The sequence below is a fragment of the Pseudomonas sp. IT-P44 genome (genome assembly GCF_949768225.1).
Classification (GTDB): domain Bacteria; phylum Pseudomonadota; class Gammaproteobacteria; order Pseudomonadales; family Pseudomonadaceae; genus Aquipseudomonas; species Aquipseudomonas migulae.
This window is the reverse complement of the sequence record NZ_CATKQM010000008.1, coordinates 56,685-83,495: the sequence shown is the minus strand read 5'-3', so window position 1 is coordinate 83,495 and position 26,811 is coordinate 56,685. Positions and strand designations below refer to the sequence as shown.

Sequence of the window (26,811 nt, the reverse complement as noted above, 5' to 3'; positions counted from 1 at the left end):
ATATTTATTTCCGGCGCTTGACCTGTAAACTCGCGAGCTTTGGCTCTGTGCTGCTGCGGCGCGGAGTATCGCATAAGTGGGCGCTTTGTTCGCCTGCTGTTTATCGACAGGCACAAACTCTTTCAATGAATCTGCTCAAATCGTTGGCCGCCGTCAGCTCTATCACGATGCTTTCCCGGATTCTGGGGTTCGTCCGTGACACCCTCATTGCGCGTATTTTTGGTGCGGGAATGGCCACCGACGCCTTCTTTATCGCCTTCAAACTGCCCAATCTGCTGCGCCGGATCTTCGCCGAAGGGGCGTTTTCCCAGGCGTTTGTGCCGATTCTTGCTGAATATAAAAGCCAGCAAGGCGAAGAGGCGACACGAACCTTTATTGCCTACGTCTCCGGACTGCTGACCCTGGCGCTGGCAGTGGTCACTGCGTTGGGCATGCTCGCTGCGCCGTGGGTCATCTGGGTGACCGCGCCCGGTTTCACCGATACCCCGGAAAAATTCGAGCTGACCTCCAGCCTGTTGCGGGTGACATTCCCTTATATATTGCTGATCTCCCTGTCTTCATTGGCCGGGGCGATCCTCAACACCTATAACCGCTTCTCGGTGCCGGCGTTCGTGCCGACCTTGCTCAACGTCAGCATGATCATCTTTGCGGTGTTCCTGACACCGTATTTCGATCCGCCGGTCATGGCGCTGGGTTGGGCGGTGCTGGCGGGTGGTCTGGCGCAGTTGCTCTATCAGCTGCCGCACCTGAAAAAGATCGGCATGCTGGTGCTGCCACGCCTGAACCTGCGTGACAGTGGCGTGTGGCGGGTCATGAAACAGATGCTGCCGGCGATTCTCGGCGTTTCGGTGAGCCAGATTTCGCTGATCATCAACACCATTTTTGCCTCGTTCCTGGTCGCCGGTTCGGTGTCGTGGATGTATTACGCCGACCGCCTGATGGAATTGCCGTCCGGCGTGCTGGGCGTGGCGTTGGGCACGATCCTGTTGCCGACCCTGGCCAAGACCTACGCCAGCAAGGATCGCGCAGAGTATTCGCGGATTCTCGATTGGGGGCTGCGCCTGTGCTTTGTGCTGGTGCTGCCGTGCTCGCTGGCGTTGGGGATCCTGGCTGAGCCACTGACGGTCTCACTGTTTCAATACGGCCAGTTCAACGCCTTCGATGCGTCCATGACTCAGCGGGCGCTCATTGCGTATTCGGTCGGGTTGCTTGGCATTATCGTGATCAAAGTGCTGGCGCCGGGCTTTTATGCGCAACAAAACATTCGCACGCCGGTGAAAATCGCAATTTTCACCCTGGTGGTTACCCAGTTGTTCAACCTGGTGCTGATCGGGCCGCTGGCCCATGCCGGTCTGGCTCTGGCGATCAGCGCTGGTGCCTGCCTTAACGCCGGGTTGTTGTTCTATCAGCTGCGCAAACAGCAGATGTATCAGCCGCAGCCGGGCTGGGCGAAGTTCGGTGCCAAACTGGTGGTAGCGGTCACGGTGATGTCCGCGGTGTTGCTGGCCGGGATGCATTTCATGCCGGCCTGGGATCAGGGCCACATGCTTGAGCGATTCCTGCGTCTGGGCGCTCTGGTAGGGGCTGGCGTGGTCTCGTATTTCGGCATGTTGCTGTTGATGGGCTTCCGTTTGCGCGACTTCAATCGCAAGGCGCTGAACTGAGGCTTTTGCCTCGATAAACACGGGCGGGCCGGCGGTTTTGTCGGTTCGATCACTTTGGGTTACGGTGTTGCCTGTCGTCGGCCGCCGGGTGTGGTTATAATCGACCACTTTATGAGCAAGAAGCGCGTTATGCAGCTGGTTCGAGGCCTCCACAACCTGCGCCCCCAGCATCGGGGCTGTGTCGCCACTATTGGCAACTTTGACGGTGTTCACCGTGGCCACCAGGCTATCCTGGCGAGGCTGCGTGAGCGAGCGCTCGAGTTGGGCGTGCCCAGCTGCGTGGTGATTTTCGAGCCGCAGCCACGGGAGTTTTTCGCCCCGGAGACAGCGCCGGCCCGCTTGGCGCGCCTGCGTGACAAACTCCAGCTGCTGGCTGACGAAGGCGTCGACCGGGTCTTGTGCCTGGCTTTCAACCAGCGCCTGAGCAAGCTCAGCGCCAGCGAATTCGTTGATACCATTCTGGTGGACGGTCTCGGCGTGCAGCATCTTGAGGTCGGTGACGACTTCCGCTTCGGCTGTGACCGGGTAGGGGATTTCGATTTCCTGCAACAGGCCGGCGTCATGCAGGGCTTCACCGTCGAAGCGGCGCAAACCGTTGAGCTGGACGGCATTCGCGTCAGCAGCACCCAGGTGCGAAATGCCCTGGCCGCTGCCGATTTCGCCTTGGCAGAGCGTCTGCTCGGTCGGCCGTTCCAGATCACCGGGCGAGTCCTGCATGGCCAGAAACTGGCGCGCCAGTTGGGTACGCCAACCGCCAACATTCAACTCAAGCGCCGTCGCGTGCCGCTCACCGGGGTTTACCTGGTCAACGTCGACATCGACGGCAAGACCTGTCCAGGCGTCGCCAATATTGGCGTGCGTCCTACGGTCCAAGGGGATGGCAAAGCCCACCTCGAAGTACATCTTTTAGATTTTGCCGGCGATCTGTATGACCGGCGTTTGACGGTGGTTTTCCACCACAAGCTGCGTGAAGAGCAGCGTTTCGCCTCTCTGGAGGCGCTTAAGACGGCGATCAATGCGGATGTCGCCGCCGCCCGTGCCCTGTCGCACCTAGCGCCAATCGCTAATGAAGAGCCATAAATGACCGACTATAAAGCCACGCTAAACCTTCCGGACACCGCCTTCCCAATGAAGGCCGGCCTGCCACAGCGCGAACCGCAGATTCTGCAGCGCTGGGACAGTATTGGCCTGTACGGAAAGTTGCGCGAGATTGGCAAGGATCGTCCGAAGTTCGTTCTGCACGACGGTCCTCCGTACGCCAACGGCACGATTCACATCGGTCATGCGCTGAACAAGATCCTCAAGGACATGATCATCCGCTCGAAAACCCTGTCGGGTTTCGACGCGCCTTATGTTCCAGGCTGGGACTGCCACGGTCTGCCGATCGAGCACAAAGTCGAAGTGACCCACGGCAAGAACCTGGGCGCGGACAAGACCCGCGAACTGTGCCGTGCCTACGCCACCGAGCAGATCGAAGGCCAGAAATCCGAATTCATCCGTCTGGGCGTGTTGGGCGACTTCGCCAACCCGTACAAGACCATGGACTTCAAAAACGAGGCCGGTGAAATCCGCGCACTCGCCGAAATCGTCAAGGGCGGTTTCGTGTTCAAGGGCCTGAAGCCTGTGAACTGGTGCTTCGACTGCGGTTCGGCCCTGGCTGAAGCGGAAGTCGAGTACGAGAACAAAAAGTCCTCGACCATCGACGTGGCGTTCCCGATTGCCGATGAAGCCAAGCTGGCTGCCGCTTTCGGTCTGCCGTCGCTGGGCAAACCTGCTTCGATCGTGATCTGGACCACCACCCCGTGGACCATCCCGGCCAACCAGGCGCTGAACGTTCACCCGGAATTCAACTACGCCCTGGTCGATGTCGGCGACAAGTTGCTGGTGTTGGCTGAAGAGCTGGTTGAATCCTGCCTGGTCCGTTACAGCCTGGAAGGCTCGGTCATCGCGATCACCACCGGTAAAGAACTGGAACTGATTAACTTCCGTCACCCGTTCTACGACCGTCTGTCGCCGGTTTACCTGGCCGACTACGTTGAACTGGGCGCTGGCACCGGTGTGGTTCACTCCGCTCCGGCCTACGGCGTGGACGACTTCGTGACCTGCAAGAAATACGGCATGGTCAACGACGACATCCTCAACCCGGTGCAAAGCAACGGCGTCTACGCGACTTCGCTGGAGTTCTTTGGCGGCCAGTTCATCTGGAAAGCCAACCCGGCCATCGTCGACAAGCTGACCGAAGTCGGTGCGCTGCTGCACACCACCATCATCGAACACAGCTACATGCACTGCTGGCGCCACAAGACCCCGCTGATCTACCGCGCCACCGCGCAGTGGTTCATCGGCATGGACAAAGAGCCTGTCAGCGGCGACACCCTGCGCAAACGCGCTCTTAAAGCCATCGAAGAAACTCAGTTCGTTCCGGCCTGGGGCCAGGCGCGCCTGCACTCGATGATCGCCAACCGTCCGGACTGGTGCATCTCCCGTCAGCGTAACTGGGGCGTGCCGATCCCGTTCTTCCTGAACAAGGAAAGCGGCGAGCTGCACCCACGTACCGCCGAGCTGATGGAAGAAGTCGCCAAGCGCGTCGAAGTCGAAGGCATCGAAGCCTGGTTCAAGATGGACGCTGCCGAGCTGCTCGGTGACGAAGCGCCGCAGTACGACAAGATCAGCGACACCCTGGACGTCTGGTTCGATTCGGGCACCACGCACTGGCACGTCCTGCGCGGTTCGCACCCGATGGGCCACGAAACCGGTCCACGCGCCGACCTGTACCTGGAAGGCTCGGACCAACACCGTGGCTGGTTCCATTCGTCGCTGCTGACCGGTTGCGCCATCGACGACCACGCGCCATACCGCGAGCTGCTGACCCACGGCTTCACCGTCGACGAGTCCGGCCGCAAGATGTCCAAGTCGCTGGGCAACGTGATCGCGCCGCAAAAAGTCAACGACACCCTGGGCGCCGACATCATGCGTCTGTGGGTCGCATCCACCGACTATTCGGGTGAAATGGCGGTTTCCGAGCAGATCCTGCAACGCAGTGCGGACGCCTACCGGCGCATCCGTAACACCGCGCGCTTCCTGCTCTCCAACCTGACCGGTTTCAACCCGGCCACCGACATCCTGCCGGCCGAAGAAATGCTCGCGCTGGATCGTTGGGCCGTGGATCGCACCTTGCTGCTGCAACGCGAGCTGCAAGAGCATTACGGCGAATACCGCTTCTGGAACGTCTACTCCAAGATCCACAACTTCTGCGTGCAGGAGCTGGGCGGTTTCTACCTCGATATCATCAAGGACCGTCAGTACACCACTGGCGCCAACAGCAAGGCCCGCCGTTCGGCGCAAACCGCGCTGTACCACATCTCCGAAGCGCTGGTGCGCTGGATCGCGCCGATCCTCGCGTTCACCGCCGACGAACTGTGGGAATACCTGCCGGGCGAGCGCAACGAATCGGTGATGCTCAACACCTGGTACGAAGGCCTGACCGAGCTGCCGGAAAACGTCGAACTGGGCCGCGCCTACTGGGAGCGGATCATGGCGGTGAAGGTCGCTGTGAACAAAGAAATGGAAATCCAGCGCGCGGCCAAAGCCGTCGGTGGCAACCTGCAGGCCGAAGTGACGCTGTTCGCCGAAGACGCCCTGAGCGCCGACCTGGCCAAGCTGAGCAACGAACTGCGCTTCGTACTGATCACCTCGACCGCCAGCGTTGCGCCGTTCGTACAGGCTCCGGCCGATGCAGTGGTCACCGAAGTCAGCGGCCTGAAGCTGAAAATCGTCAAGTCGGCCTTCGCCAAGTGCGCCCGTTGCTGGCACTGCCGTGAAGACGTCGGCGTGAACCCGGAACATCCGGAAATCTGCGGTCGTTGCGTCGATAACATCAGCGGCACTGGCGAGGTTCGTCACTATGCCTAACGCCATTGGCCGTTTTGGACGGCTGGGCTGGCTCTGGTTGAGTTTGCTGGTCCTGGTCATCGACCAGGCCAGCAAGTTCTACTTCGAAGGCAAGCTTGAGATGTACCAGCAGATCGTGGTGATCCCCGATTACTTCAGCTGGACCCTGGCCTACAACACAGGCGCGGCGTTCAGTTTCCTGGCCGACAGCTCGGGCTGGCAGCGCTGGTTGTTCGCCCTGATCGCGGTCGTGGTCAGTGCGGTGCTGGTGGTGTGGCTCAAGCGTCTGGGGCGCAACGAAACCTGGCTGGCCATCGCATTGGCGCTGGTCCTGGGTGGTGCGCTGGGCAATCTGTACGACCGCATAGCCCTGGGCCATGTGATCGATTTCATCCTGGTGCATTGGCAGAACCGCTGGTACTTCCCGGCGTTCAACTTCGCCGACAGTGCAATTACTGTGGGTGCGGTGATGCTGGCGCTGGACATGTTCAAATCAAAGAAGACGGGAGAAGCAGTTCATGACTGAACAGGTATTGGCTGAGCAACGCATCCGCCAGAACACGGAAGTCACTTTGCATTTTGCACTGCGCCTGGAGAACGGCGACACCGTCGACAGCACCTTCGACAAAGCCCCGGCGACCTTCCAGGTCGGCGACGGTAACCTGTTGCCAGGTTTCGAAGCGGCGCTGTTCGGCTTCAAGGCCGGCGACAAGCGTACGCTGACGATTCAGCCGGAAAACGCTTTTGGTCAGCCGAACCCGCAAAACGTACAGATCATCCCGCGTTCGCAGTTCAAGGACATGGACCTTTCGCCGGGTTTGCTGGTGATCTTCAACGATGCGGCGAATACTGAGCTGCCTGGCGTGGTGAAAGAGTTCGATGACGAGCAAGTGACCATCGACTTCAACCATCCGTTGGCCGGCAAGACATTGACCTTTGACGTGGAAATCATCAACGTCAAATCGCTGTAACTGACTGAATGCGGTCAAATGTAGGAGCAGAGCTTGCTCCGGGCGGCGTTCCGACGAAGGCGTCATCACATTCAACATCAATGTTGACTGACACACCGCTTTCGTCGGAACGCCGCCCGGAGCAAACTCTGCTCCTACAGGATGTAATGTTCTAATTTTCCTGCGCGCAAGACACGAGGCACAGCATGCAAATCAAACTCGCCAACCCCCGTGGCTTCTGCGCCGGTGTGGACCGGGCGATCGAAATCGTCAACCGCGCCCTGGAAGTTTTCGGGCCGCCGATCTATGTGCGCCACGAAGTGGTCCACAACAAATTCGTCGTCGAAGACTTGCGCGCTCGCGGCGCGATCTTCGTTGAAGAGCTGGATCAGGTGCCGGACGACGTCATCGTGATCTTCAGTGCCCACGGCGTTTCCCAGGCGGTGCGTACCGAAGCCGCCGGCCGTGGCCTGAAGGTGTTCGACGCCACCTGCCCGCTGGTGACCAAAGTGCACATCGAGGTCGCGCGCTACAGCCGTGATGGTCGTGAATGCATCCTCATCGGCCACGCCGGTCACCCGGAAGTCGAAGGCACCATGGGCCAGTACGATGGCAGCAATGGCGGCGCGATTTACCTGGTCGAGGACGAAAAAGACGTCGCCGCGTTGCAGGTGAACAACCCTGAAAAACTGGCGTTCGTGACCCAGACCACCCTGTCCATGGACGATACCAGCCGCGTCATCGACGCACTGCGTACACGCTTCCCGGCGATTGGTGGCCCGCGCAAGGACGACATCTGCTACGCCACGCAAAACCGTCAGGACGCCGTCAAGACGCTGGCCGACGAATGCGACGTGGTGCTGGTTGTCGGCAGCCCGAACAGCTCCAACTCCAATCGCCTGCGTGAGCTGGCCGAACGCATGGCCACTCCGGCCTACCTGATCGACGGCGCCGAGGACCTGCAAAAGAGCTGGTTCGACGGTGTCGAGCGCATCGGCATTACCGCAGGTGCCTCTGCACCGGAAGTACTGGTGCGTGGCGTGATCCAGCAGTTGCAGGCCTGGGGCGCTACCGGTGCCGATGAACTGGCAGGTCGCGAGGAGAACATCACGTTCTCCATGCCGAAAGAGTTACGCGTTCGTTCGCTACTTTGATTTTTTTCCTTTCTCGCACAACGCCTGCACAGCCTTGATGCTGCGCAGGCTGACGCGACCGCTCGGGGCCAGCACCACTTGGTGCTGACTCACTGGCTCGTGTTTTGCGCAAACATGCAATGTCCCCGCTTGAAAGCCTCCGTGCTGCGGTTCGCCGAGATGGCTGAATCGTACTGAAGTCCTGACATAGTGATTGCCGACAACCGGCACCCGAGTGTCGCTTCGGCGCTCGACCAGCAGCGGATTGCGGCTGTCCTCATGTCCCTTGCCATTTAAATCCAGAATCATCCGCCAGCCTTGGCCCCAATCGTCGTTTATCCCGTGTATGACGACAGCCTGGTTTCGCGTGATTGCCTCGCTTCTGGCACTGCGCATGCCACTGACAAGCGACTTCGCTGCCTCCTCCTGATGGTTCGATTCCGTGAGCGCTGCGAACGCCGGACTGACCAGATGCAGAACAATCCCGACAATCGTCAGTCCCATGAGCAGTTCAATCAGACTGAAACCCTGCTGATGCATGACATCTCCCTCCCTGGAGTGCGGTGGCCCGCGCAAACCTTGCGCAGTAATGGCAAAACAACCGACACCTGTGGGTCGATTGTTCTAGCGTGTAACAGCAGGTATAGCCGACGGCAACGGAGGGCATTGATGGATCATCGTACAAAAGGTTTCACGCTGATCGAGTTGCTGGTCGCGCTTGCGGTCTTTTTGATTCTGATCACCCTGGCAGTACCGGCGTTTACCCGTTCGGTGCAAGGCACCAGGGCTGATACCGAGATCGGCGACCTGCAGCGCGCCTTGAATTTCGCCCGGCTTGAGGCCATCGATCGCGGCCTCACCACCCGGGTGCGGCCGACGGCGGGTGGCAGCGTCTGGACCGGAGAATTGGCGGTCTATGACAGTACTGGCACTGTGGCCAATGTATTGCGGGTTGTTCCCGCGATGAGCAGCGGCGCGACTCTGACGCTAACCTCAGGCGTGACCGCCATCGATTTCAACAATCTGGGCGGTCTGTCGGCACCGTCCACGGCGGTGGTGATCAGCTACGTATTGGGGGCGCAAAGCAGGACGCTGAATGTGTGTTTGAAAGGACGAATTCTATTGGGTGGAAGTTGCGGATGAGGGGATGGAGCAAGCGTGCACAGGAGGGCATGACGCTGATCGAGGTTCTCGTGGCGTTGTTGATTTTGAGCGTGGGGCTGTTGGGGGCGGCGGCGTTCCAGCTCAATGCGCTGAAGTACACCGACAGTTCGCGGATGACCAGCCAGGCGAGCTTTATCGCCTACGACATGATGGACCGCATCCGCGCCAACGCCGGCGCCGATTACACGGTCACGCCTCCTACGTCGGGCAACCTCAACGTTGCCCGGGATCAGGACCTCTACGACTTCACCTCCAATATCGTCAGTATGCTCGGCGCCACCGCTACGGGCAGCGTCACCCTCAATCAGCGGGTGTACACCATCACCATAACCTGGGACGACTCGCGGGCGGCCAATGCCGCCAATTCCCGTCGCAGCTTTGTGCTGACCAGTCGCGCCGCCGTCGATCCGGTGGCGACACCATGATCCGGCTCAACAGAGGTTTCGGCCTGATCGAAATGTTGATCGCGTTGGCGTTGAGCCTGGTCGTGGTGCTCGGTGTGGCGCAGATTTTCATAGCGGCCAAGAACACGTATGTCAGCCAGAACGCGGCGGCGAACATGCAGGAAGACGCGCGTTTCGTGCTGAGCAAAATGATTCAGGAAATCCGCATGGTGGGGATGTTTGGTTGTCTGGGGGCTATTACTGATGCAAGCGCCGGGGCGAGCTTCACTGCCAGCCAGATAGCGCCGATCAGCTGGGACAATGCCAACCTTAAGCTGACCCTGGTGACCGCCGATGTCGGAGCGGGTGGCGGTACGCCGACCTGGACGGTGGTTTCGGATTGCCGCAATACCGCGACGGCTTACTCCAACGTGCAGGCTCCCGCCACAGGACAATTGGCGTTTCCGATTCGACGACTGATCTACAGCCTCAAGAACGGCCAACTGACGATGGGCAGCGGCATCGGCACGCCGACTCAGGCAGTGCTCGTCGACAACGTCAAAGCCTTTGACGTGAGCTTCGGTCTCGCAGCGTCAGCCACCGATATGGCCGCTTCCAGTTACAGCACCAACCCTTCCGACCCTGCGCGAATCCGTAGTGTGCGCCTGACGCTGATACTGAAAGATCCGAACAGCCGGGTCCGCGATCAAACATTCAACGTGGTTGCCGCTTTGCGCAACCGCTTGCCATGAGGGGAGGGCCGATGAGTTTTTCTCCCGCTACCTCTCACGCCCAGCGCGGCATGGCGCTGCTGGTCAGCCTGGTGTTCCTTCTGTTGCTGACGCTGATTGGCATTTCATCGATGCAGAACGCAACCCTGCAGGAAAAGATGGCCAGCAGCGTCACCCTGCGCAATCAGTCGTTCCAGATCGCCGAAGCCGCGTTGCGCATCGGCGAAAGTGCGGTTCAGCTCGATACCTATACATTGCCGGTTTGCAGCGGCAATCAATGTTTGCCGCCCGCCGAGTCATCGACCCTCACGGCTGCCGGTCTCAATTCCTCCTCGGGGGTCACCTGGATCGCGGCCGCGAACGGTTTCTATGGGGTACAGAACATCGGCACCACGTTGAATGCCGTGAATGTGCCGAGCAACACCTCTGCGACGCTTTATCGGGTCACGGCAGTGGCCATCGTGGGCAACAACGTGCGCAGTGTGGTGGAGAGCATCTATGCCAAATACTAATAGGTGCTCAGGGATCTGGCGGTTTCTGAGTGGTATTGCATTGGGGCTGTACCTGTCAGCGCCTGCGTACGCGTTCACGCCTTCGGACTCGCCCCTGTTGAGCGCTGCGGCGGTTGCGCCCAACGTGATGCTGCTGATCGATGATTCGGGGAGCATGAACAACATCATTTGGGCGCCGGGATTCGATCCGACGGTCAGTCGCCCGCAAATTGCCAATTGCAGTTCGAACAGCTCGTGTCTGACTGGTCAGAACCTGGACATGGACGATACCAACATCGCCTTGTCGAGCCTCAATCGCGGCGGTTGCTCCAACAATGGCAACTGGTACGGTTTTTATCGGGGCTTATTGGGACTGTCATCGATATGCCTGAAGCTGCCCGACCCGGTGGGCAACGAAAACACGCGTTATACGGCTAACTATCTGTCTTATCTGGTCACACTGGCCAACGGTTCGAACAGGGATTTCACCACCGGTACCGGTGCTATCCCCAATGATTACCGCATCAGCGTTGCGCAGGATGTGTCCACCAATCTGGTCACCAGCAACCGTTCATTGAGAATAGGCCTGGCGACATTCAACCCTTCTGTCAGTGGCAACTCCGGCCCCGGCGGTTATATCGCCCGCGCGGTCAGTGACCTGTCTCCCGTCAGTGGTAGCGTTACCCAGGCCCAGGCGGACACCAACTACAACGCCTTGATCTCTTCGATCGATGGTTTGAGTGCAATCGCCAGTACCCCGTTGGCGGAAACCTATTACGAGATTACGCGGTACATGCGCGGCATGGCGCCGTACTACAACTCGGCGCCAACCACTTACACCAGCCCGATCCAGTATCGCTGCCAGAAAAACTATGGCGTGGTGATCACCGATGGCCTGCCTACGTTCGACAGGACCTTCCCGACCAACGATCCGCTCGGTGGCGCCCGCTTGCCGAACTGGGACGGCAACAGCGCGAACGATGGCGACAACCTCTCCGGTGATGGCGAGGGGGACACGTTGTACCTGGACGACATCGCCAAATTCGCCTTCGACATCGATATGCGCACCACCGGTACCGACGCCGGTGGCAAAAACTGGAACGCCGCAGATTTCCCCAAACAGAACATGAACACCTACACCGTGGGTTTCACCGCCGCGAACCAGATGTTGTCGGACGCCGCCGGTTACGGGCAGGGCAAGTACTACCAGGCAACGGACAGTGCCGGCCTGAATACCGCGTTGTCATCAGCGCTGGGCGACATCACGTCGAAAGCCGGTTCCGGCGGGAGCGGCACCACCAGCAGCGCAATCGTCGGGGTCGGTTCCGCTTACTACCAGACCAGCTACGACCCCAAGGATTGGCGCGGCACCATCAAGTCCTACGGGTTCACCGCCACCGGTTCGGTCAATACCTCCACGGTGCTCTGGACGACTGATACCGCCATCGTGCCCGGCGCCACAGCGCCGACTTACCAGTCGTGGAACAACGTGAGCAATGCCCCCGTCACGCTGGCTTTCGCCAATTTCGCCCCGGCACAGCAGACGGCGCTGAATCAGGGCCTGCCCACCGGCATCACGGGCAGCGACCTTGTGGAGTGGAGCAAGGGCACCAACAAGACCGGGTTGAAAGTACGCAGTGTGTTGCTCGGCGACATCATCAACTCGCCTTTGGTGCTGGCCTCGCCAACGGAAAAAACCGCATCCGATCTGGTCAGTGACACCAGCTACAGCACCTATCTGGCCACCAAATCCAGCAACATGAACACCAGCCTTGTGGTCAATGCCAACGATGGTTTTGTCAGCGTCATCAACTCGGTTAACGGCGCCAGACGTTATGCCTACATGCCCTCCAGTGTTTTGCCATCGTTGCGCTATATCGCCGATACCGCCTACATCAACGGCGTCAGCCACAAGTTTCTGGTCGACGGTCAGGTCGGCGTTTTTGATGCTCAACTCAACAGTGCCTGGAAAACCCTGGCGCTCGGCGGAACAGGCGCGGGCGGCAAGACGTTCTACGCCTTGCAGCTGTTTGACGCCTCGGCCGGTAACGTGACCAAGGCGTTGTGGGAAATCAGTGCACCTGCCACAGCAAACACGGCGAACGTTTTCAATGATCTGGGTTATGCCTACGCCCGTCCGGAAGTGGCACGCTTGGCGGATGGTCGTTGGGCGGCATTCATCTCCAACGGCTACGGCAGCAATTCGGGTGTGGCGGCGTTGTACGTGGTGGATATCCGCGATGGGTCGTTGATCAAGAAAATCGTCATCGACAGTACGGAAACCACCAACGGTTTGTCGTCGGTGAAACTCAAGGTCAACTCGCAGAATGTGGTGCAGGCCGCCTATGGCGGGGACCTGAAAGGGCGGTTATGGAAGTTTGATTTGAGCGGCGCCACCACGGACACCTGGGGCGTGGCGTTTTCCGGCAAACCGTTGTTCACGACGGCGGGCGGCGCCACCCAGCCAATCACCGCGCAGCCGTTGTTGGCGGACAATTCACTGGGCGGCAAAGTGGTGTTTTTCGGTACCGGCAAATTCAATGAAACGGTCGACAAGACCAACAAGGATCTGCAGGCGTTCTATGCGGTGTGGGATGCTGACGGCGGCTCTGGACAGATCACCACGTCCAGTTTGCAGATCCAGTCGGTGACGGGCGTGTTCTCGGGAAGTACGGGGCAGTTCATCACCACCAGCCAGAACGAAGTGACCTATCCGGCGGAGAAGGGCTGGTATTTACCACTGGTCTACAACAGCGTATTGACCGGTGAGCGGGTGATCAGCCAGGCGGCGCTGGTGCTGGGGCGAATCGTATTTACCACGGCCATTGTGGATACCACAGATCCTTGTGCCAGTTTCGGCACTAGCAAACTGGTCGAACTGGATGCGTTCAGCGGTAAGATGCTCAACTACGCGGTGCTCGATACCACTGGCGATGGGGTGGTCGACAGCGCGGACGCGATATCCGCCGGGGTGATTTTCACTAGCGGGATGCAATTCTTGAGCGCCGTTACCAACAGCGGAACAGGCAAGATCCTAACCGGTACCGATTCAACGGTGACCAAGCTGACCGAAAAAGGCGGCGGTGGCAGCCGCCGCATCATGTGGCGACAAATACAGTAAGTGAGAGTTGAGGCATGCGCAGATCCAACCGAGGTTTTACTCTGATCGAAATCATGATCGTGATTGCGATCATCGGGATCGTCATCACCATTGGCTACCCGAGCCTCACCGAATACGTGAAAAAGGGCCGCCGGGCTGAAGTGGCCGGGCTGCTCTCCGAGCAGGCGCAGGTTCTTGAACGGTTTTACTCGAAGGGTAATGTCTACACCGGTGCCACCGGCCTGAGCGCCGGCAATGACTATTACACCATCACCCCGACCCTGACCGACCAGACCTTCCTGCTGACCGCTACACGCAAGGCCGGCAGCATGGCGACTGACAAGTGTGGCGATTTCACCATCACCAACACCGGTGTCAGAAGCATGGTCAATGCGACGGCCGGACTGACCACCAAAGATTGCTGGGGTCGCTGAGTTTTTTTTCGGGCGCCTTTTGCGCCTCCTGTCTCTTTAACGGTTGGATCGGAACATGACCATGCAACAGCAAGTGGTGATAGTCGGCGGCGGTGTAATTGGCCTGCTGACAGCGTTCAATCTCGCGTCGCAAGTACAGAGCGTTGTGCTGCTGGACCGTTCGAATGTCGGTCAGGAATCGTCCTGGGCCGGTGGCGGTATCGTTTCGCCACTCTACCCGTGGCGCTACAGCCCGGCAGTTACCGCGCTGGCCCATTGGTCTCAGGACTTTTATCCACAGCTGGGCGAGCGCCTGTTTGCCGCGACCGGGGTTGATCCTGAAGTGCACACCACCGGCCTGTACTGGCTGGACCTGGACGATGAAGCCGAGGCGCTGGCCTGGGCCGAGCGGGAACACCGTCCGCTGCGGGCTGTGGATATCTCGGCGGCGCACGACGCGGTGCCGGTCCTGGGTGGCGGTTTCGCCCGCGCGATCTACATGGCCGACGTGGCCAACGTGCGCAATCCGCGGCTGGTGAAATCCCTCAAGGCTGCCTTGCTGGCGATGCCGAACGTGACGATTCATGAGCAGTGCGAAGTCAGCGGGTTCGTTCGCGAAGGCGAAAAAGTCGTCGGCGTGCAGACTTCGGCGGGCGCGATCCACGGTGATCAGGTGGTGCTGACGGCGGGTGCCTGGAGCGGTGATTTGCTCAAAAGCCTGGGCCTTGCGTTGCCGGTTGAACCCGTGAAAGGACAGATGATTCTTTACAAGTGCGCGGCGGACTTCCTGCCGAGCATGGTGCTGGCCAAGGGGCGTTATGCGATTCCTCGCCGGGATGGACACATTCTGATTGGCAGCACGCTGGAACATGAAGGCTTCGACAAGACGCCGACCGGCTCTGCGCTTGAGAGCTTGAAAGCGTCTGCAGTGGAATTGATTCCAGCGCTGGCGGATGCCGAGGTGGTCGGGCATTGGGCGGGGTTGCGACCGGGCTCACCGGAGGGCATTCCCTACATCGGGCGGGTGCCGGGCTTCGAGGGGTTGTGGCTCAACTGCGGGCATTACCGTAACGGGTTGGTGCTGGCGCCGGCGTCGTGCCAGTTGTTTGCGGATGTGATGCTGGGCAGGACGCCGATCATTGATCCGGCGCCGTATGCGCCGGCAGGGCGGATCTAGACGCGAAACATTCGTCGTCTTCCAGAACGCCTTCGCGGGCAAGTCGGGTCGCCGCACCGCTCGCTCCTACAAGATCAACGACGATTGACATCTGTAGGAGCGAGGCTTGCCCGCGAAGGGGCCCTCAATCCAGCCCGAATTTCTTCAACCTGTAACGCATCGACCGAAACGACAAATTCAATCGCTGAGCCGCTGCCGTGCGGTTCCAGCGGGTTTCCTCCAGGGCCTGGAGGATGAGTTTGCGTTCGACGTTTTCCAGATAGTCTTCCAGATTGTCGATCTGCGTCAGGTCCGGCACACCGCTGTCGGCGCTGCAATTGCCTTCGGCCAGTCGCAGGTCGCTGGCTTCGATCTGTTTGTTGTCGCACAGGGTGTGGGCGCGTTCGAGCATGTTCTCCAATTCCCGCACATTGCCCGGAAAGCGATAGCTTTTCAGCGCTTCAAGCGCTTGTGGGTGGAGCTTCGGGACGGGTTGGCCGCTGGCTGCCGCCAGACGCTTGAGCACATGACCGGCCAATGACTCGATGTCGTCGCGGCGCTCGCGCAAAGGCGGAACCCGCAGTTCGATCACATTCAGCCGGTAATACAAATCCTGGCGAAAGCGTTCAGCGGCGACTTCGGCGTCGAGGTCTTTGTGGGTGGCGCAGAGGATCCGCACATCGACCACGGTTTCCTGTTGGCCGCCAACGCTGCGAACGGCTTTTTCCTGAATCGCCCGCAGCAGTTTGACCTGCATCGACAGTGGCAAGTCGGCCACTTCGTCGAGGAACAGCGTGCCTCCCTGGGCGGCCTGGAACAGTCCGGGTTTGTCTTCGATAGCGCCGCTGAAGCTGCCTTTGCGATGGCCGAAAAACTCGCTTTCCATCAGTTCCGACGGTATCGCGCCGCAATTGACCGGGACAAACGGCTGGTTGGCGCGCGGTCCTTGTTCGTGGATCAGTCGGGCGACCAGTTCCTTGCCGCTGCCGGACTCGCCGCTGATGTAGACCGGCGCCTGACTGCGGGCCAGTTTGTCGATTTGTTTACGCAGGTTACGCATGGGCAGCGAATCGCCCAGCAATCGTCGGTCGATGGCTGCGCCCGGTGCCGGCATGCGCAGGGCGCTGGTGACCAGTTCACGCAATCGCGTGAGGTCCACCGGTTTGGTCAGGAAGTCGAAGGCGCCGGCCTTGAGGGCGTTGATCGCCGTTTCGAGGCTGCCGTAGGCGGTAATCATGGCCACCGGCAGGTTTGGGGCGCGTTGCTGGATATGTTGCACCAGTTCAAGACCGGTGCCGTCCGGCAGGCGCATGTCGGTCAGGCACAGGTCGAACGTCTCACGCTTCAACAGCGCCAGGGCTTCGCCGAGGTTACGGGCGCTGAAGGTGTCGAGTTTCATCCGTCCCAGGGTGATTTCCAGGAGTTCGCGGATATCCGGCTCGTCGTCGACGATCAGGACTTTTTGCCGTGGGCACATGTTCAACTTTGTTTCCGTCCGTGAGCAAAGGTGATGCGAAAGCAGCCGCCATCATGGCGTGGCTTGAAGTCTAGGCGGGCCTGGTTGCTTTCGCACAGCTCACGGGACAGATACAGCCCCAGGCCTGTGCCTTGGGCGCTGGTGGTATAGAACGGTTCGAACAAATGCACCTGCTGGTCCGGTGCCACGCCGGGGCCATCGTCCCGAACCTCGATGATCGGCAACTGGCTGTCGGGGTCGACAAACAAATCGAGCCAGACCTGCGCCTGATCGTGGACCTGAGCGCTATGACGCCAGGCGTTGCGCAACAAATTGTCGAGAATCTGGGTGAGCTGGTTCGGGTCCATCAGGGTTTTGAAGTCGCCTGAACCGATGCGCAGGTGAATCTGCTGACGATCGAGCGCACTTTCGCGACTGTCGGCCACGAACTGCTCCAGCCACGGCTTCAGATCGAGTCGTTGCGGCACGGTTTGCTGACGGCGGGACAGTTGCAGGACGTTTTCGATAACCCGATTCATTCGCTGAGAGTGGTCTTGAATAATCTGGGTCAGACGTCGATCCGCGCCGTTCAGTTCCTCCGATTCCTGCAATAGCTGAGCGGCATGACTAATGGCGCCCAAAGGATTGCGAATTTCGTGGGCGATACCAGCCGTCAGGCGGCCCAAAGCGGCGAGCTTCAGTTGTTGGGCCTGTTGGGCTATTTGTGCGAGATCCTCAAGGAAGACCAGGGTCTGGTGGTGTGGGCTTTGGGCCAGGGCAATGAAGCTCGGTTGCAGTTCCAGGCCGCTGTTGGCGATTTTCAGGCTCTGGGGGCGCAGCGTCGGATTGTTCCGCCACAGTTGCAGGCGTTCGACCAGAATGGGCGAGCAGTCGGCGATCCGTTGGCCTTCAAGATGGTCTCGGCCCAGTAAGATCAGCGCGCTGTGGTTGGCCAATTGCACCCGCAGTTGGCCGTCGAGCACCAGGATGCCGGTGCGCATGCGTTGCAGGATCAATGCATTGAGGGCTTCGAGGCCGACGACTTCGCTGGCCCGTTGTTCGGCGAGGGTTTCGCTGACTTCCAGGCGTTGGATCAAGCCTTGCACCAGCAACGCCGCGGCAAAGCACAACACACCGAGGGTGCCGGCTTGCAGGTAATCGTTGGGGCTGGCGGGATGGCTGAAACTCAGGAGAAAGCTCAGCCCGACGATGCCGAGCGCGCCCACGGCGGCGATCAGCAGGCCGATGCGGCTTCGCAACAAGGTGTTGCTGATGGCCACCGAGACGATCAGCAAGTTGCCGATGGCGCTGGCGACACCGCCGGCGGCGTAGAACAAGCCACACAAGAGCAGGACATCAATCAGCGCCAGGCTGAACAGTTGCGCCGGGCGGCGAGTGTTCTCGAAGAAGACCACCAGCAAGATGTTCAGCACCAGGTACAGCCAGCTGCCACTGCGCAACAGGCTGTCATTGGCGAACGTCAGCAACTGGTTGTCCAGGTTGCTGGAGATCAGCAGCACCAAGGTGATGCCGACGCTTAGGCGGTAGAGGTGATAAAGGCGCAGCAGTCGCTGAGCCTGTTTGCTGCCGGGACTGGACGTCTCAGCGATCACTGGAGCCCGGGCCTTGCTCGAGGTGAGCCTGGCTGCAATACCACTGTTGTTGAAGGCTCAGCGCGCGGTCGCGGGGCAGGTGTACGCCGCAATGGGCGCAGCGGACCATGGGCGCGGCTTCCAGTTCGGCGGGGGACTTGGGCACAGAAGCCTGACCCTTGAACTTGCGCCAGAACCATACCGCAGCGGCAATCAGGGCGATCCAGAACAGTAAACGAAGCATGATGAGCTGCTTTATGACGAGTGATTAAGCAGTTTAGCCAAGGACATGACGGGCGCACAGCCTGTTAGCGCCGCAATAAAAGTCCGGACATAAAAAAGGAGCCTCGAAAGGCTCCTTTTTGCACCACCGGTCGTATCAGTCGAACACGCCGAAGGTCATGTAGCTGAACCACGAGCGGTCGCTGTTGTTGCCTTCCGCTTCGTGATTTTCTTCTTCGATCACGTCGCCATTTTCATCTTTAGGCTTGAGATCGTTCGGAATCGCTTCTTTGGCGTCCCGGAATTGTCTCTGCACGTCCTGGTTGGCGCGGGTTTCGCCCGGCGGCAGCGGTGGACGGGATTCGATCAGGCCCAGAGTCGCCTTGCTCAACCACGAACGGTTGTCGGCTTCGTCGACCGATGGCACGAACTGACCGTCTACCAGCGTTGGGTGGTTCGGGTAGTTGAGCTTCAGGGTTTCGAGGCTGGTGGCTGCCAGGTCGTCCAGGTGCAGACGCTGGTAGGCTTCAGTCATCACCGCCAGGCCGTCGCCGACCGATGGGGTTTCCTGGAAGTTTTCCACCACGTAACGACCACGGTTCGCGGCAGCGACGTAGGCCTGACGGGTCAGGTAGTAGTCGGCGACGTGAATCTCGTAGGCAGCCAGCAGGTTGCGCAGGTAAATCATGCGCTGCTTGGCGTCCGGCGAGTAGCGGCTGTTCGGGAAGCGGCTGGTCAGTTGGGCGAACTCGTTGTAGGAGTCGCGGGCAGCACCCGGGTCACGCTTGGTCATGTCCAGCGGCAGGAAACGCGACAGCAGGCCGACGTCCTGGTCGAAAGAGGTCAGGCCCTTGAGGTAATAGGCGTAGTCCACGTTCGGATGCTGAGGGTGCAAACGAATGAAACGCTCGGCGGCAGACTTCGCAGCCTCAGGCTCGGTGTTCTTGTAGTTGGCGTAGATAAGCTCGAGTTGAGCCTGATCGGCGTAGCGACCGAACGGATAACGCGACTCCAGCGCCTTCAGCTTGGCTGTGGCGGCGGTGTAGCTATTGTTGTCCAGATCTTGCTGAGCCTGCTGGTACAGCTCGACTTCGCTAAGGTTTTCGTCTACGACTTCCTTCGATGAGCAAGCAGCGGTCAATGCGAGGATGGCGATCAGCAGCAGGTGTTTCACTTGCATGGCGGCTTGCGTCCCTATGACGGCCGCTGTCTTGGGCGGGGCCGTCCTGTTATGATGAGCGCCCCGTTGAATAGCCTCGGGGCAAAAGACGCCGTATTTAACCACAAGCGCGCAGCCGAAACCAAAGGCTGTGCCGACGCCTAGTCTGAGCATGTCCGATAAAATTGAACTTCGCGCAGAGGTGCCGTCCGAATTGGGCGGCCAACGCCTCGATCAAGTCGCCGCACAATTATTCGCTGAGCACTCGCGCTCGCGCCTTTCCGCCTGGATCAAAGACGGCCGCCTGACTGTGGATGGGGCGGTTATCCGCCCGCGAGACATCGTTCACGGTGGCGCCATTCTTGAACTGACTGCCGAGCAGGAAGCTCAGGGCGAATGGATCGCTCAAGACATCGAGCTGGACATCGTCTATGAAGACGACGACATCCTGGTGATCAACAAGCCTGCGGGCCTGGTGGTGCACCCGGCTGCCGGTCACGCTGATGGCACCTTGCTCAACGCCTTGCTGCACCACGTGCCGGACATCATCAATGTGCCCCGCGCCGGTATCGTGCATCGTCTGGACAAGGACACCACCGGTCTGATGGTGGTGGCCAAGACCATTCAAGCGCAGACGCAGCTGGTGACACAGTTGCAGAGCCGCAGCGTCAGCCGGATCTACGAGTGCATCGTGATCGGCGTGGTGACGGCGGGCGGCAAGATCAACGCGCCGATCGGTCGTCACGGCCAGCAACGCCAGCGCATGGCCGTGATGGAAGGTGGCAAGCAAGCCGTCAGCCATTACCGTGTGCTTGAGCGTTTCCGCTCCCACACTCACGTGCGGGTGAAGCTGGAAACCGGTCGTACGCACCAGATTCGCGTGCACATGGCGCACATCAACTACCCGTTGGTCGGAGATCCTGCCTACGGCGGTCGTTTCCGTATTCCGCCAGCCGCCAGCCAGACCATGGTCGATTCCTTGAAGACGTTCCCGCGTCAGGCGCTGCATGCGCGGTTCCTGGAGCTGGATCACCCGACTACCGGTAAACGCATGAGCTGGGAATCGCCACTGCCGGACGATTTCGTCTGGTTGCTGACGCTGCTCAAGCAAGACCGCGAGGCGTTCATCGGATGAGTGACTGGCTGATTCCCGACTGGCCTGCGCCTGCCGGGGTGAAAGCCTGCGTCACCACCCGTGCGGGCGGCGTCAGTCTGGCGCCGTTCGACAGCCTCAACCTCGGCGATCACGTCGACGACAGCCCCGAAGCTGTTGCCGAAAACCGCCGTCGCCTCACCGATCATTTCTCCATGCAGCCGGCCTGGTTGAAGCAGGTTCACGGCATCGCCGTGGCTCATGCGGACCCAAGCCTTGTGGCCACCGCCGACGCCAGCTGGACGGCAACGCCCGGTATTGCCTGCGCGGCGATGACGGCTGATTGCCTGCCCGCGTTGTTCTGCGACCGTGCCGGCACTCGTGTCGCTGCGGCCCACGCCGGTTGGCGCGGGTTGGCGGCGGGTGTGCTCGAAGCGACGCTCGATGCGCTGGCCGTGCCCTCGGAAGACGTGCTGGTCTGGCTCGGTCCGGCCATTGGCCCGCAAGCCTTTGAAGTCGGCCCGGAAGTGCGGGCTACCTTCGTCGAGCAATTGCCCGAATCCGCGAAAGCCTTCGTGCCCAGCCAAAACGCTGGCAAATTCATGGCTGACATCTATGAGCTGGCGCGTTTGCGTCTGGCGGCTCGTGGTGTCACTGCTGTTTATGGTGGCGGTTTCTGCACCGTGACCGATCCCCGCTTCTTTTCTTACCGCCGCAGCCCTCGCACCGGTCGGTTTGCCTCCCTTATCTGGCTCGAACGCTAAACTCCTCTGACCTGCGTCAACTGTACGACGCTTGAAACTCCCAGAATCGACCACATCTATAGCGGTATCTGGCAGGTTTCTTCATTCAGGATGTTTTATAGGTCCGGCCTGCTCAAAAGGAAGGTGACCCATGCGTATAGATCGTTTAACCAGCAAATTGCAGTTAGCTCTATCCGACGCCCAATCGCTGGCCGTCGGCCTCGACCATCCCGGTATTGAACCGGCGCATTTGATGCAAGCCATGCTTGAACAGCAGGGTGGTTCGATCAAACCCCTGTTGATGCAGGTCGGTTTTGACGTCAACAGCCTGCGTAAAGAGCTGACCAAAGAGCTCGACCAGCTGCCAAAAATCCAGAACCCGACCGGCGACGTCAACATGTCGCAGGACTTGGCGCGTCTGCTCAACCAGGCGGATCGCCTGGCCCAGCAGAAGGGCGATCAGTTCATTTCCAGTGAGCTGGTGCTGCTCGCCGCCATGGACGAGAACAGCAAGCTCGGCAAATTGTTGCTCGGTCAGGGCGTCAGCAAAAAAGCCCTGGAAAACGCGATCAACAACCTGCGTGGTGGCGAAGCGGTCAACGACGCCAACCACGAAGAGTCGCGTCAGGCGCTGGATAAATACACCGTCGACCTGACCAAGCGCGCCGAAGACGGCAAGCTCGATCCGGTAATCGGTCGTGACGACGAAATTCGCCGGACCATTCAGGTGCTGCAACGCCGCACCAAGAACAACCCGGTGCTGATCGGTGAGCCTGGCGTGGGTAAAACCGCCATCGCCGAAGGCCTGGCCCAGCGCATCATCAACGGCGAAGTGCCGGATGGCCTGAAAGGCAAACGCCTGCTGTCCCTGGACATGGGTGCGTTGATTGCCGGTGCCAAGTACCGTGGCGAGTTCGAAGAACGCCTGAAATCCCTGCTCAACGAGCTGTCGAAGCAGGAAGGGCAGATCATTCTGTTCATCGACGAACTGCACACCATGGTCGGCGCCGGTAAAGGCGAAGGTTCGATGGATGCGGGCAACATGCTCAAACCTGCGTTGGCCCGTGGCGAGTTGCACTGCGTCGGCGCGACCACGCTCAACGAGTACCGCCAATATATAGAGAAGGACGCGGCCCTTGAGCGGCGCTTCCAGAAAGTGTTGGTGGATGAACCGAGCGAAGAAGACACCATCGCCATTCTGCGTGGCCTGAAAGAGCGTTATGAAGTTCACCACAAAGTGGCGATCACCGACGGCGCGATCATCGCTGCAGCCAAGCTCAGTCATCGCTACATCACCGATCGTCAGTTGCCGGACAAGGCCATCGACCTGATCGACGAAGCCGCCAGCCGCATCCGCATGGAGATCGACTCCAAGCCAGAAGTGCTGGACCGTCTGGAGCGCCGTCTGATTCAGCTGAAGGTGGAATCCCAGGCGCTGAAGAAAGAGAGCGACGAAGCGGCGATCAAGCGTCTGGAAAAACTCCAGGAAGAAATCGTTCGTCATGAGCGTGAGTATTCGGACCTCGAAGAAATCTGGAACTCGGAAAAAGCCGAAGTCCAGGGTTCTGCGCAGATCCAGCAGAAAATCGAACAGTCCCGCCAGGAACTGGAAGCCGCACGCCGTAAAGGCGACCTGAACCGCATGGCCGAGCTGCAATACGGGGTGATCCCGGACCTGGAGCGCAGCCTGCAAATGGTCGACCAGCATGGCAAAAGCGAAAACCAGTTGCTGCGCAGCAAGGTGACCGAGGAAGAAATCGCCGAAGTCGTCTCGAAGTGGACCGGCATTCCGGTGTCGAAAATGCTCGAAGGCGAGCGCGACAAGCTGATGAAGATGGAAGGCCTGTTGCACCAGCGTGTGATCGGTCAGGACGAAGCGGTGATCGCGGTTTCCAACGCGGTGCGTCGTTCGCGGGCCGGTTTGTCCGACCCGAATCGTCCAAGCGGTTCGTTCATGTTCCTCGGCCCGACCGGTGTCGGTAAAACCGAGTTGTGCAAGGCGTTGGCCGAGTTCCTCTTTGATACCGAAGAGGCGATGGTGCGGATCGACATGTCCGAGTTCATGGAGAAACATTCCGTGGCCCGGTTGATCGGTGCGCCACCAGGCTACGTAGGGTATGAAGAGGGCGGCTACCTGACCGAGGCGGTGCGTCGCAAGCCTTATTCGGTGATCCTGCTGGATGAGGTCGAGAAGGCCCACCCGGACGTGTTCAACATCTTGCTGCAAGTGCTGGAAGATGGCCGCCTGACCGACAGCCATGGCCGCACGGTGGATTTCAAGAACACCGTGATCGTCATGACCTCCAACCTGGGCTCGGTACAGATCCAGGAACTGGTCGGTGATCGTGAGGCTCAGCGCGCAGCGGTGATGGATGCGATTTCCACGCACTTCCGGCCGGAGTTCATCAACCGGGTCGACGAAGTGGTGATCTTCGAGCCATTGGCGCGGGATCAGATCGCGGGCATTACCGAGATCCAGTTGGGTCGTCTGCGCAGTCGCCTGACTGAGCGCGAACTGAAACTGGAACTCAGCCCTGAGGCCATGGATAAGCTGATCGCGGTTGGCTACGACCCGGTGTACGGCGCACGGCCACTCAAACGTGCGATTCAGCGCTGGATCGAAAACCCGCTGGCGCAGCTGATTTTGTCGGGGCGTTTCATGCCCGGCGATACCGCCAAGGGTGTGGTGGAAAACGACGAAATCGTCTTCGCCTGATCCGCGTTAGCAACAAAACTGAAGAGGCCTCGCATTGCGAGGCCTTTTTTTCGTCAGGTTGTTGAACTCAAAGGAAAAGGCTTGTAAAGTGCGCCCCGCAGTAAGTCACCCGGAAGGGTTTCTGCTCCCCAAGCAGGAATCTGAAATAAGTTGCAAATCATTAACTTGAATGCAATTTAGGGGGTTGACAGAGGTGCTTAAGATTGTAGAATAGCGCGCCTCAGACACACGAACGCAGCGATGCGAACGGGTCGAAGAGAACGCAGTAAAGCTTCACCGTTGTAAATTGAAATATGTAGTTCCGTGATAGCTCAGTCGGTAGAGCAAATGACTGTTAATCATTGGGTCCCAGGTTCGAGTCCTGGTCACGGAGCCAATTTCAAACCGGGGTATAGCGCAGTCCGGTAGCGCGCCTGCTTTGGGAGCAGGATGTCAGGAGTTCGAATCCCCTTACCCCGACCATTTTTGGGTCGTTAGCTCAGTTGGTAGAGCAGTTGGCTTTTAACCAATTGGTCGTAGGTTCGAATCCCACACGACCCACCATTTTTGAAACCAGTTAACGCTGGAATCGAATCTTAAGATCAGACGCCAAAAGCTCTGTTCGCAGAAGGCGCCTTTTAAAGGTGCCTTTTTTTTACCGGGGTATAGCGCAGTCCGGTAGCGCGCCTGCTTTGGGAGCAGGATGTCAGGAGTTCGAATCCCCTTACCCCGACCATATTAAAAATCCTCGTATCGAAAGATACGGGGATTTTTTTTGCCTTTGAAAAAGCCGAATCCTTTCAAGTCATCGTACAACTAGCCGATAACGAGCTGTCGGGGCGCACTCGCGACCTCCCATTCAGGCCAACAACAAGAAAGGCACTCGTTATGTTTCTTCGTCAGCTGAATATTGCCCCTCGTGCTGCGCTGGGTTTTGCCTTGATTGCCGTGCTGGTGGCGTTGCTTGGAATATTTGCCCTGGGGCAGATGTCGAGCATTCGCGAGAGCGAGGTGGCGGTGGAGAAGCAATGGCTGCCGAGCATCCGTGGTGGTGATGAGATCCGCGAGCTGATGCTGCGCATCCGTACCATTTCCTTGCGCATGGCACTGGATCAAGACCCAAAGAACATTTCAACCTACCGCGGCCAGATGGACACCCGCGACAAGGAACTGAGCGAGAAGATTGCGGCTTACGACAAGTTGGTCGACACCGCTGAAGGCCAGGCCTTGTACGACCAGTTCAAAACCACCTTCGCCGCCTATCGCACCGGCATTGCCCAGTCGTTCACCCTGGCCGAGCAAGGTCGCCGTGACGAGCTGACCAAACTGCTGTTGATCGACATGAAAACCGTGGTCGATGGTTCCGGCAAGCAGCTCAATGACCTGGCGGACCTGTTCGCCAAACAGGTCGCCGTTGAAAGCCAGAAATCCGCAGCGCACTACAAAACCTCGCGGTCCATCGTCAGCCTGTTCATCGCACTCGCGGCGCTGGCGACAGTCGGCCTGGCAATGTTGCTGACTCGCAGTATCGTCCGTCCGCTGAACGAAGCCCTGAGTGCGGCGGAAAGCGTGGCGCAGGGCGATTTGACCCGACCTATCGCGACCCATGGCAACGACGAAGTGAGCCGTTTGCTCAAGGCGCTGGCGACCATGCAGCAGAACCTGCGGGAAACCCTGCAAGCCATCAGTGGCTCGGCGACGCAGCTGGCCACGGCGGCGGATGAGCTGAACGCCGTCACCCTGGATAGCACCCAGGGCCTGCAACAACAGAACAACGAGATTGAGCAAGCCGCCACGGCGGTCAACGAAATGACCTCCGCCGTCGAAGAAGTTGCGCGCAACGCAGTGTCGACCTCCGATGCCACTCGCCAGTCCAGCGAGTCGGCGCATCTGGGGCAGGAGCGGGTCAGCGAAACCGCGAGTGCTATCAGCGACCTGGCCAATGATGTGCAGCACACCGGTGAGTTGGTGCAATCGCTGGCCAATCAGTCCCAGGACATCGGCAAGGTGCTGGATGTGATTCGGGCCATTGCCGAGCAAACCAATCTGTTGGCGCTCAACGCTGCGATTGAAGCGGCGCGTGCGGGTGAAAGCGGGCGCGGTTTTGCGGTGGTGGCCGATGAAGTACGTGCACTGGCGCATCGCACGCAGCAATCGACCCAGGAAATCGAACAAATGGTCCAGGGCATGCGCAATGGTTCGAGCCTGGCGCTGGACTCGATGAATGCCAGCGCTTCCCGTGCTGCCGAAACTCTGGTGATGGCGAAGCGGGCGGGTGACGCATTGCAGACGATCACTGCATCGGTTCACGAAATCCACGAGCGCAACCTGGTGATTGCCAGTGCAGCGGAAGAACAGGCCCAAGTGGCCCGGGAAGTGGATCGCAATCTGGTGAACATTCGTGATCTGTCGGTGCGTTCCGCTACCGGCGCGGATCAGACCAGTGCCTCCAGCCATGAGCTATCGAAACTGGCCAATGCGTTGCAGGGGATGGTGCAGCGTTTTCGGGTGTAAAACCGCCAGACGAAAAAAAGCCGCACCTCTCGGTGGAGAAGCGCGGCCGGGTGCCTTGCTCGGATGTGGCCATTTAACGGGCGAGGTGTATCGCTGCTGTGTCGCGCAAGGGGGAGTTTGTAAGCGAAGGGGGAAAATCGCGGGGGGAGGTACAGTAAGACACGGATCTCCAAATCAGTGGAGATCAAATGTGGGAGCGAGCCTGCTCGCGAAGCGGTGTGTCAGCCAACTCATGTGGCGACTGACACACCGCTATCGCGA

At 59.5% G+C, this 26,811-nt stretch carries 22 protein-coding genes and 4 tRNA genes; 21 read left to right on the top strand and 5 right to left on the bottom strand.

Features of this window, described 5'->3' with window-relative positions; all coding sequences use genetic code 11:
* Positions 1-125 precede the first annotated feature (125 nt).
* The 6 genes from murJ to ispH all read left to right on the top strand — a co-directional run bounded on the left by murJ (position 126) and on the right by ispH (position 7,659).
* On the top strand, positions 126-1,664 hold the full coding sequence (gene murJ / locus ACM6IO_RS04300; RefSeq protein ID WP_008037902.1) for a murein biosynthesis integral membrane protein MurJ: 1,539 nt from the start codon (positions 126-128) through the stop codon (positions 1,662-1,664).
* Positions 1,665-1,793: 129 nt separating this feature from the next.
* Positions 1,794-2,744, top strand: coding sequence for a bifunctional riboflavin kinase/FAD synthetase (ribF, locus tag ACM6IO_RS04295; RefSeq protein WP_008028822.1), 951 nt, complete (start codon positions 1,794-1,796; stop codon positions 2,742-2,744).
* Positions 2,745-5,576, top strand: a complete 2,832-nt coding sequence (gene ileS / locus ACM6IO_RS04290) for an isoleucine--tRNA ligase (protein ID WP_414911012.1) — start codon at positions 2,745-2,747, stop codon at positions 5,574-5,576. It abuts the gene before it with no gap.
* Complete coding sequence (gene lspA / locus ACM6IO_RS04285; RefSeq protein WP_008028819.1) at positions 5,569-6,081, top strand: signal peptidase II; 513 nt, start codon at positions 5,569-5,571, stop codon at positions 6,079-6,081. Before ileS ends, lspA begins: the two co-directional genes overlap by 8 nt.
* Before the next feature lie 7 nt (positions 6,082-6,088).
* Positions 6,089-6,526 carry an FKBP-type peptidyl-prolyl cis-trans isomerase gene (fkpB, locus tag ACM6IO_RS04280; protein ID WP_177318165.1) on the top strand — a complete coding sequence of 146 codons (438 nt, stop codon included), beginning with the start codon at positions 6,089-6,091 and terminating at the stop codon, positions 6,524-6,526.
* A 185-nt stretch (positions 6,527-6,711) separates the two neighbouring features.
* Positions 6,712-7,659 carry a 4-hydroxy-3-methylbut-2-enyl diphosphate reductase gene (gene ispH / locus ACM6IO_RS04275; protein ID WP_008028815.1) on the top strand — a complete coding sequence of 316 codons (948 nt, stop codon included), beginning with the start codon at positions 6,712-6,714 and terminating at the stop codon, positions 7,657-7,659.
* Here the strand turns inward: ispH and ACM6IO_RS04270 are convergent.
* On the bottom strand, positions 7,651-8,178 hold the full coding sequence (locus ACM6IO_RS04270; RefSeq protein ID WP_414911011.1) for a GspH/FimT family pseudopilin: 528 nt from the start codon (positions 8,176-8,178) through the stop codon (positions 7,651-7,653). The two genes, ispH and ACM6IO_RS04270, sit on opposite strands and share 9 nt — an antisense overlap.
* 129 nt (positions 8,179-8,307) lie before the next feature.
* On the opposite strand from ACM6IO_RS04270, the gene ACM6IO_RS04265 reads away from it, so the two are divergent.
* Genes ACM6IO_RS04265 through thiO form a run of 7 tightly spaced genes read left to right on the top strand, consistent with a single transcriptional unit; the run spans position 8,308 to position 15,097 of the window.
* On the top strand, positions 8,308-8,781 hold the full coding sequence (locus tag ACM6IO_RS04265; RefSeq protein WP_414911010.1) for a GspH/FimT family pseudopilin: 474 nt from the start codon (positions 8,308-8,310) through the stop codon (positions 8,779-8,781).
* Positions 8,778-9,227, top strand: coding sequence for a type IV pilus modification protein PilV (gene pilV / locus ACM6IO_RS04260; RefSeq protein ID WP_008028808.1), 450 nt, complete (start codon positions 8,778-8,780; stop codon positions 9,225-9,227). Before ACM6IO_RS04265 ends, pilV begins: the two co-directional genes overlap by 4 nt.
* Positions 9,224-9,937: a PilW family protein gene (locus tag ACM6IO_RS04255; RefSeq protein ID WP_414911009.1), complete on the top strand. Its 714-nt coding sequence runs from the start codon at positions 9,224-9,226 to the stop codon at positions 9,935-9,937. Before pilV ends, ACM6IO_RS04255 begins: the two co-directional genes overlap by 4 nt.
* A gap of 11 nt (positions 9,938-9,948) precedes the next feature.
* Positions 9,949-10,428: a PilX N-terminal domain-containing pilus assembly protein gene (locus tag ACM6IO_RS04250; protein ID WP_192227999.1), complete on the top strand. Its 480-nt coding sequence runs from the start codon at positions 9,949-9,951 to the stop codon at positions 10,426-10,428.
* Positions 10,415-13,528 carry a pilus assembly protein gene (locus ACM6IO_RS04245; protein WP_414911008.1) on the top strand — a complete coding sequence of 1,038 codons (3,114 nt, stop codon included), beginning with the start codon at positions 10,415-10,417 and terminating at the stop codon, positions 13,526-13,528. Before ACM6IO_RS04250 ends, ACM6IO_RS04245 begins: the two co-directional genes overlap by 14 nt.
* Before the next feature lie 14 nt (positions 13,529-13,542).
* Positions 13,543-13,941, top strand: coding sequence for a type IV pilin protein (locus tag ACM6IO_RS04240; RefSeq protein ID WP_008028801.1), 399 nt, complete (start codon positions 13,543-13,545; stop codon positions 13,939-13,941).
* Between the two features lie 55 nt (positions 13,942-13,996).
* Complete coding sequence (gene thiO / locus ACM6IO_RS04235; protein WP_414911007.1) at positions 13,997-15,097, top strand: glycine oxidase ThiO; 1,101 nt, start codon at positions 13,997-13,999, stop codon at positions 15,095-15,097.
* A 124-nt stretch (positions 15,098-15,221) separates the two neighbouring features.
* On the opposite strand, the gene ACM6IO_RS04230 is transcribed toward thiO, so the two are convergent.
* The 4 genes from ACM6IO_RS04230 to ACM6IO_RS04215 all read right to left on the bottom strand — a co-directional run bounded on the left by ACM6IO_RS04230 (position 15,222) and on the right by ACM6IO_RS04215 (position 19,526).
* Positions 15,222-16,553, bottom strand: coding sequence for a sigma-54-dependent transcriptional regulator (locus ACM6IO_RS04230; protein WP_223451755.1), 1,332 nt, complete (start codon positions 16,551-16,553; stop codon positions 15,222-15,224).
* A gap of 2 nt (positions 16,554-16,555) precedes the next feature.
* Positions 16,556-18,145 (bottom strand): sensor histidine kinase, encoded by a 1,590-nt coding sequence (locus ACM6IO_RS04225; RefSeq protein WP_280162243.1) that lies wholly within the window; start codon positions 18,143-18,145, stop codon positions 16,556-16,558.
* On the bottom strand, positions 18,135-18,368 hold the full coding sequence (locus ACM6IO_RS04220) for a PP0621 family protein (protein WP_008037883.1): 234 nt from the start codon (positions 18,366-18,368) through the stop codon (positions 18,135-18,137). The genes ACM6IO_RS04225 and ACM6IO_RS04220 overlap by 11 nt, the downstream gene beginning before the upstream one ends.
* A gap of 135 nt (positions 18,369-18,503) precedes the next feature.
* Complete coding sequence (locus ACM6IO_RS04215; protein ID WP_008028792.1) at positions 18,504-19,526, bottom strand: outer membrane protein assembly factor BamD; 1,023 nt, start codon at positions 19,524-19,526, stop codon at positions 18,504-18,506.
* Positions 19,527-19,677: 151 nt separating this feature from the next.
* On the opposite strand from ACM6IO_RS04215, the gene rluD reads away from it, so the two are divergent.
* The 8 genes from rluD (at position 19,678) to ACM6IO_RS04175 (ending at position 26,550) form a co-directional block, all read left to right on the top strand.
* Complete coding sequence (gene rluD / locus ACM6IO_RS04210; protein WP_008028788.1) at positions 19,678-20,640, top strand: 23S rRNA pseudouridine(1911/1915/1917) synthase RluD; 963 nt, start codon at positions 19,678-19,680, stop codon at positions 20,638-20,640.
* The gene (pgeF, locus tag ACM6IO_RS04205; RefSeq protein ID WP_192227995.1) at positions 20,637-21,362 is read left to right on the top strand and encodes a peptidoglycan editing factor PgeF; all 726 of its coding nucleotides are present in this window, start codon (positions 20,637-20,639) and stop codon (positions 21,360-21,362) included. Before rluD ends, pgeF begins: the two co-directional genes overlap by 4 nt.
* Positions 21,363-21,492: 130 nt before the next feature.
* The gene (gene clpB, locus ACM6IO_RS04200; protein ID WP_008037881.1) at positions 21,493-24,057 is read left to right on the top strand and encodes an ATP-dependent chaperone ClpB; all 2,565 of its coding nucleotides are present in this window, start codon (positions 21,493-21,495) and stop codon (positions 24,055-24,057) included.
* Between the two features lie 300 nt (positions 24,058-24,357).
* Positions 24,358-24,433 (top strand) — tRNA-Asn (locus ACM6IO_RS04195).
* Positions 24,434-24,442: 9 nt separating this feature from the next.
* A tRNA-Pro gene (locus ACM6IO_RS04190) sits at positions 24,443-24,519 on the top strand.
* A 5-nt stretch (positions 24,520-24,524) separates the two neighbouring features.
* Positions 24,525-24,600: transfer RNA gene (locus ACM6IO_RS04185), tRNA-Lys, on the top strand.
* A gap of 95 nt (positions 24,601-24,695) precedes the next feature.
* Positions 24,696-24,772: transfer RNA gene (locus tag ACM6IO_RS04180), tRNA-Pro, on the top strand.
* Between the two features lie 152 nt (positions 24,773-24,924).
* Positions 24,925-26,550 (top strand): methyl-accepting chemotaxis protein, encoded by a 1,626-nt coding sequence (locus tag ACM6IO_RS04175; protein ID WP_414911006.1) that lies wholly within the window; start codon positions 24,925-24,927, stop codon positions 26,548-26,550.
* Positions 26,551-26,811: the final 261 nt, after the last annotated feature.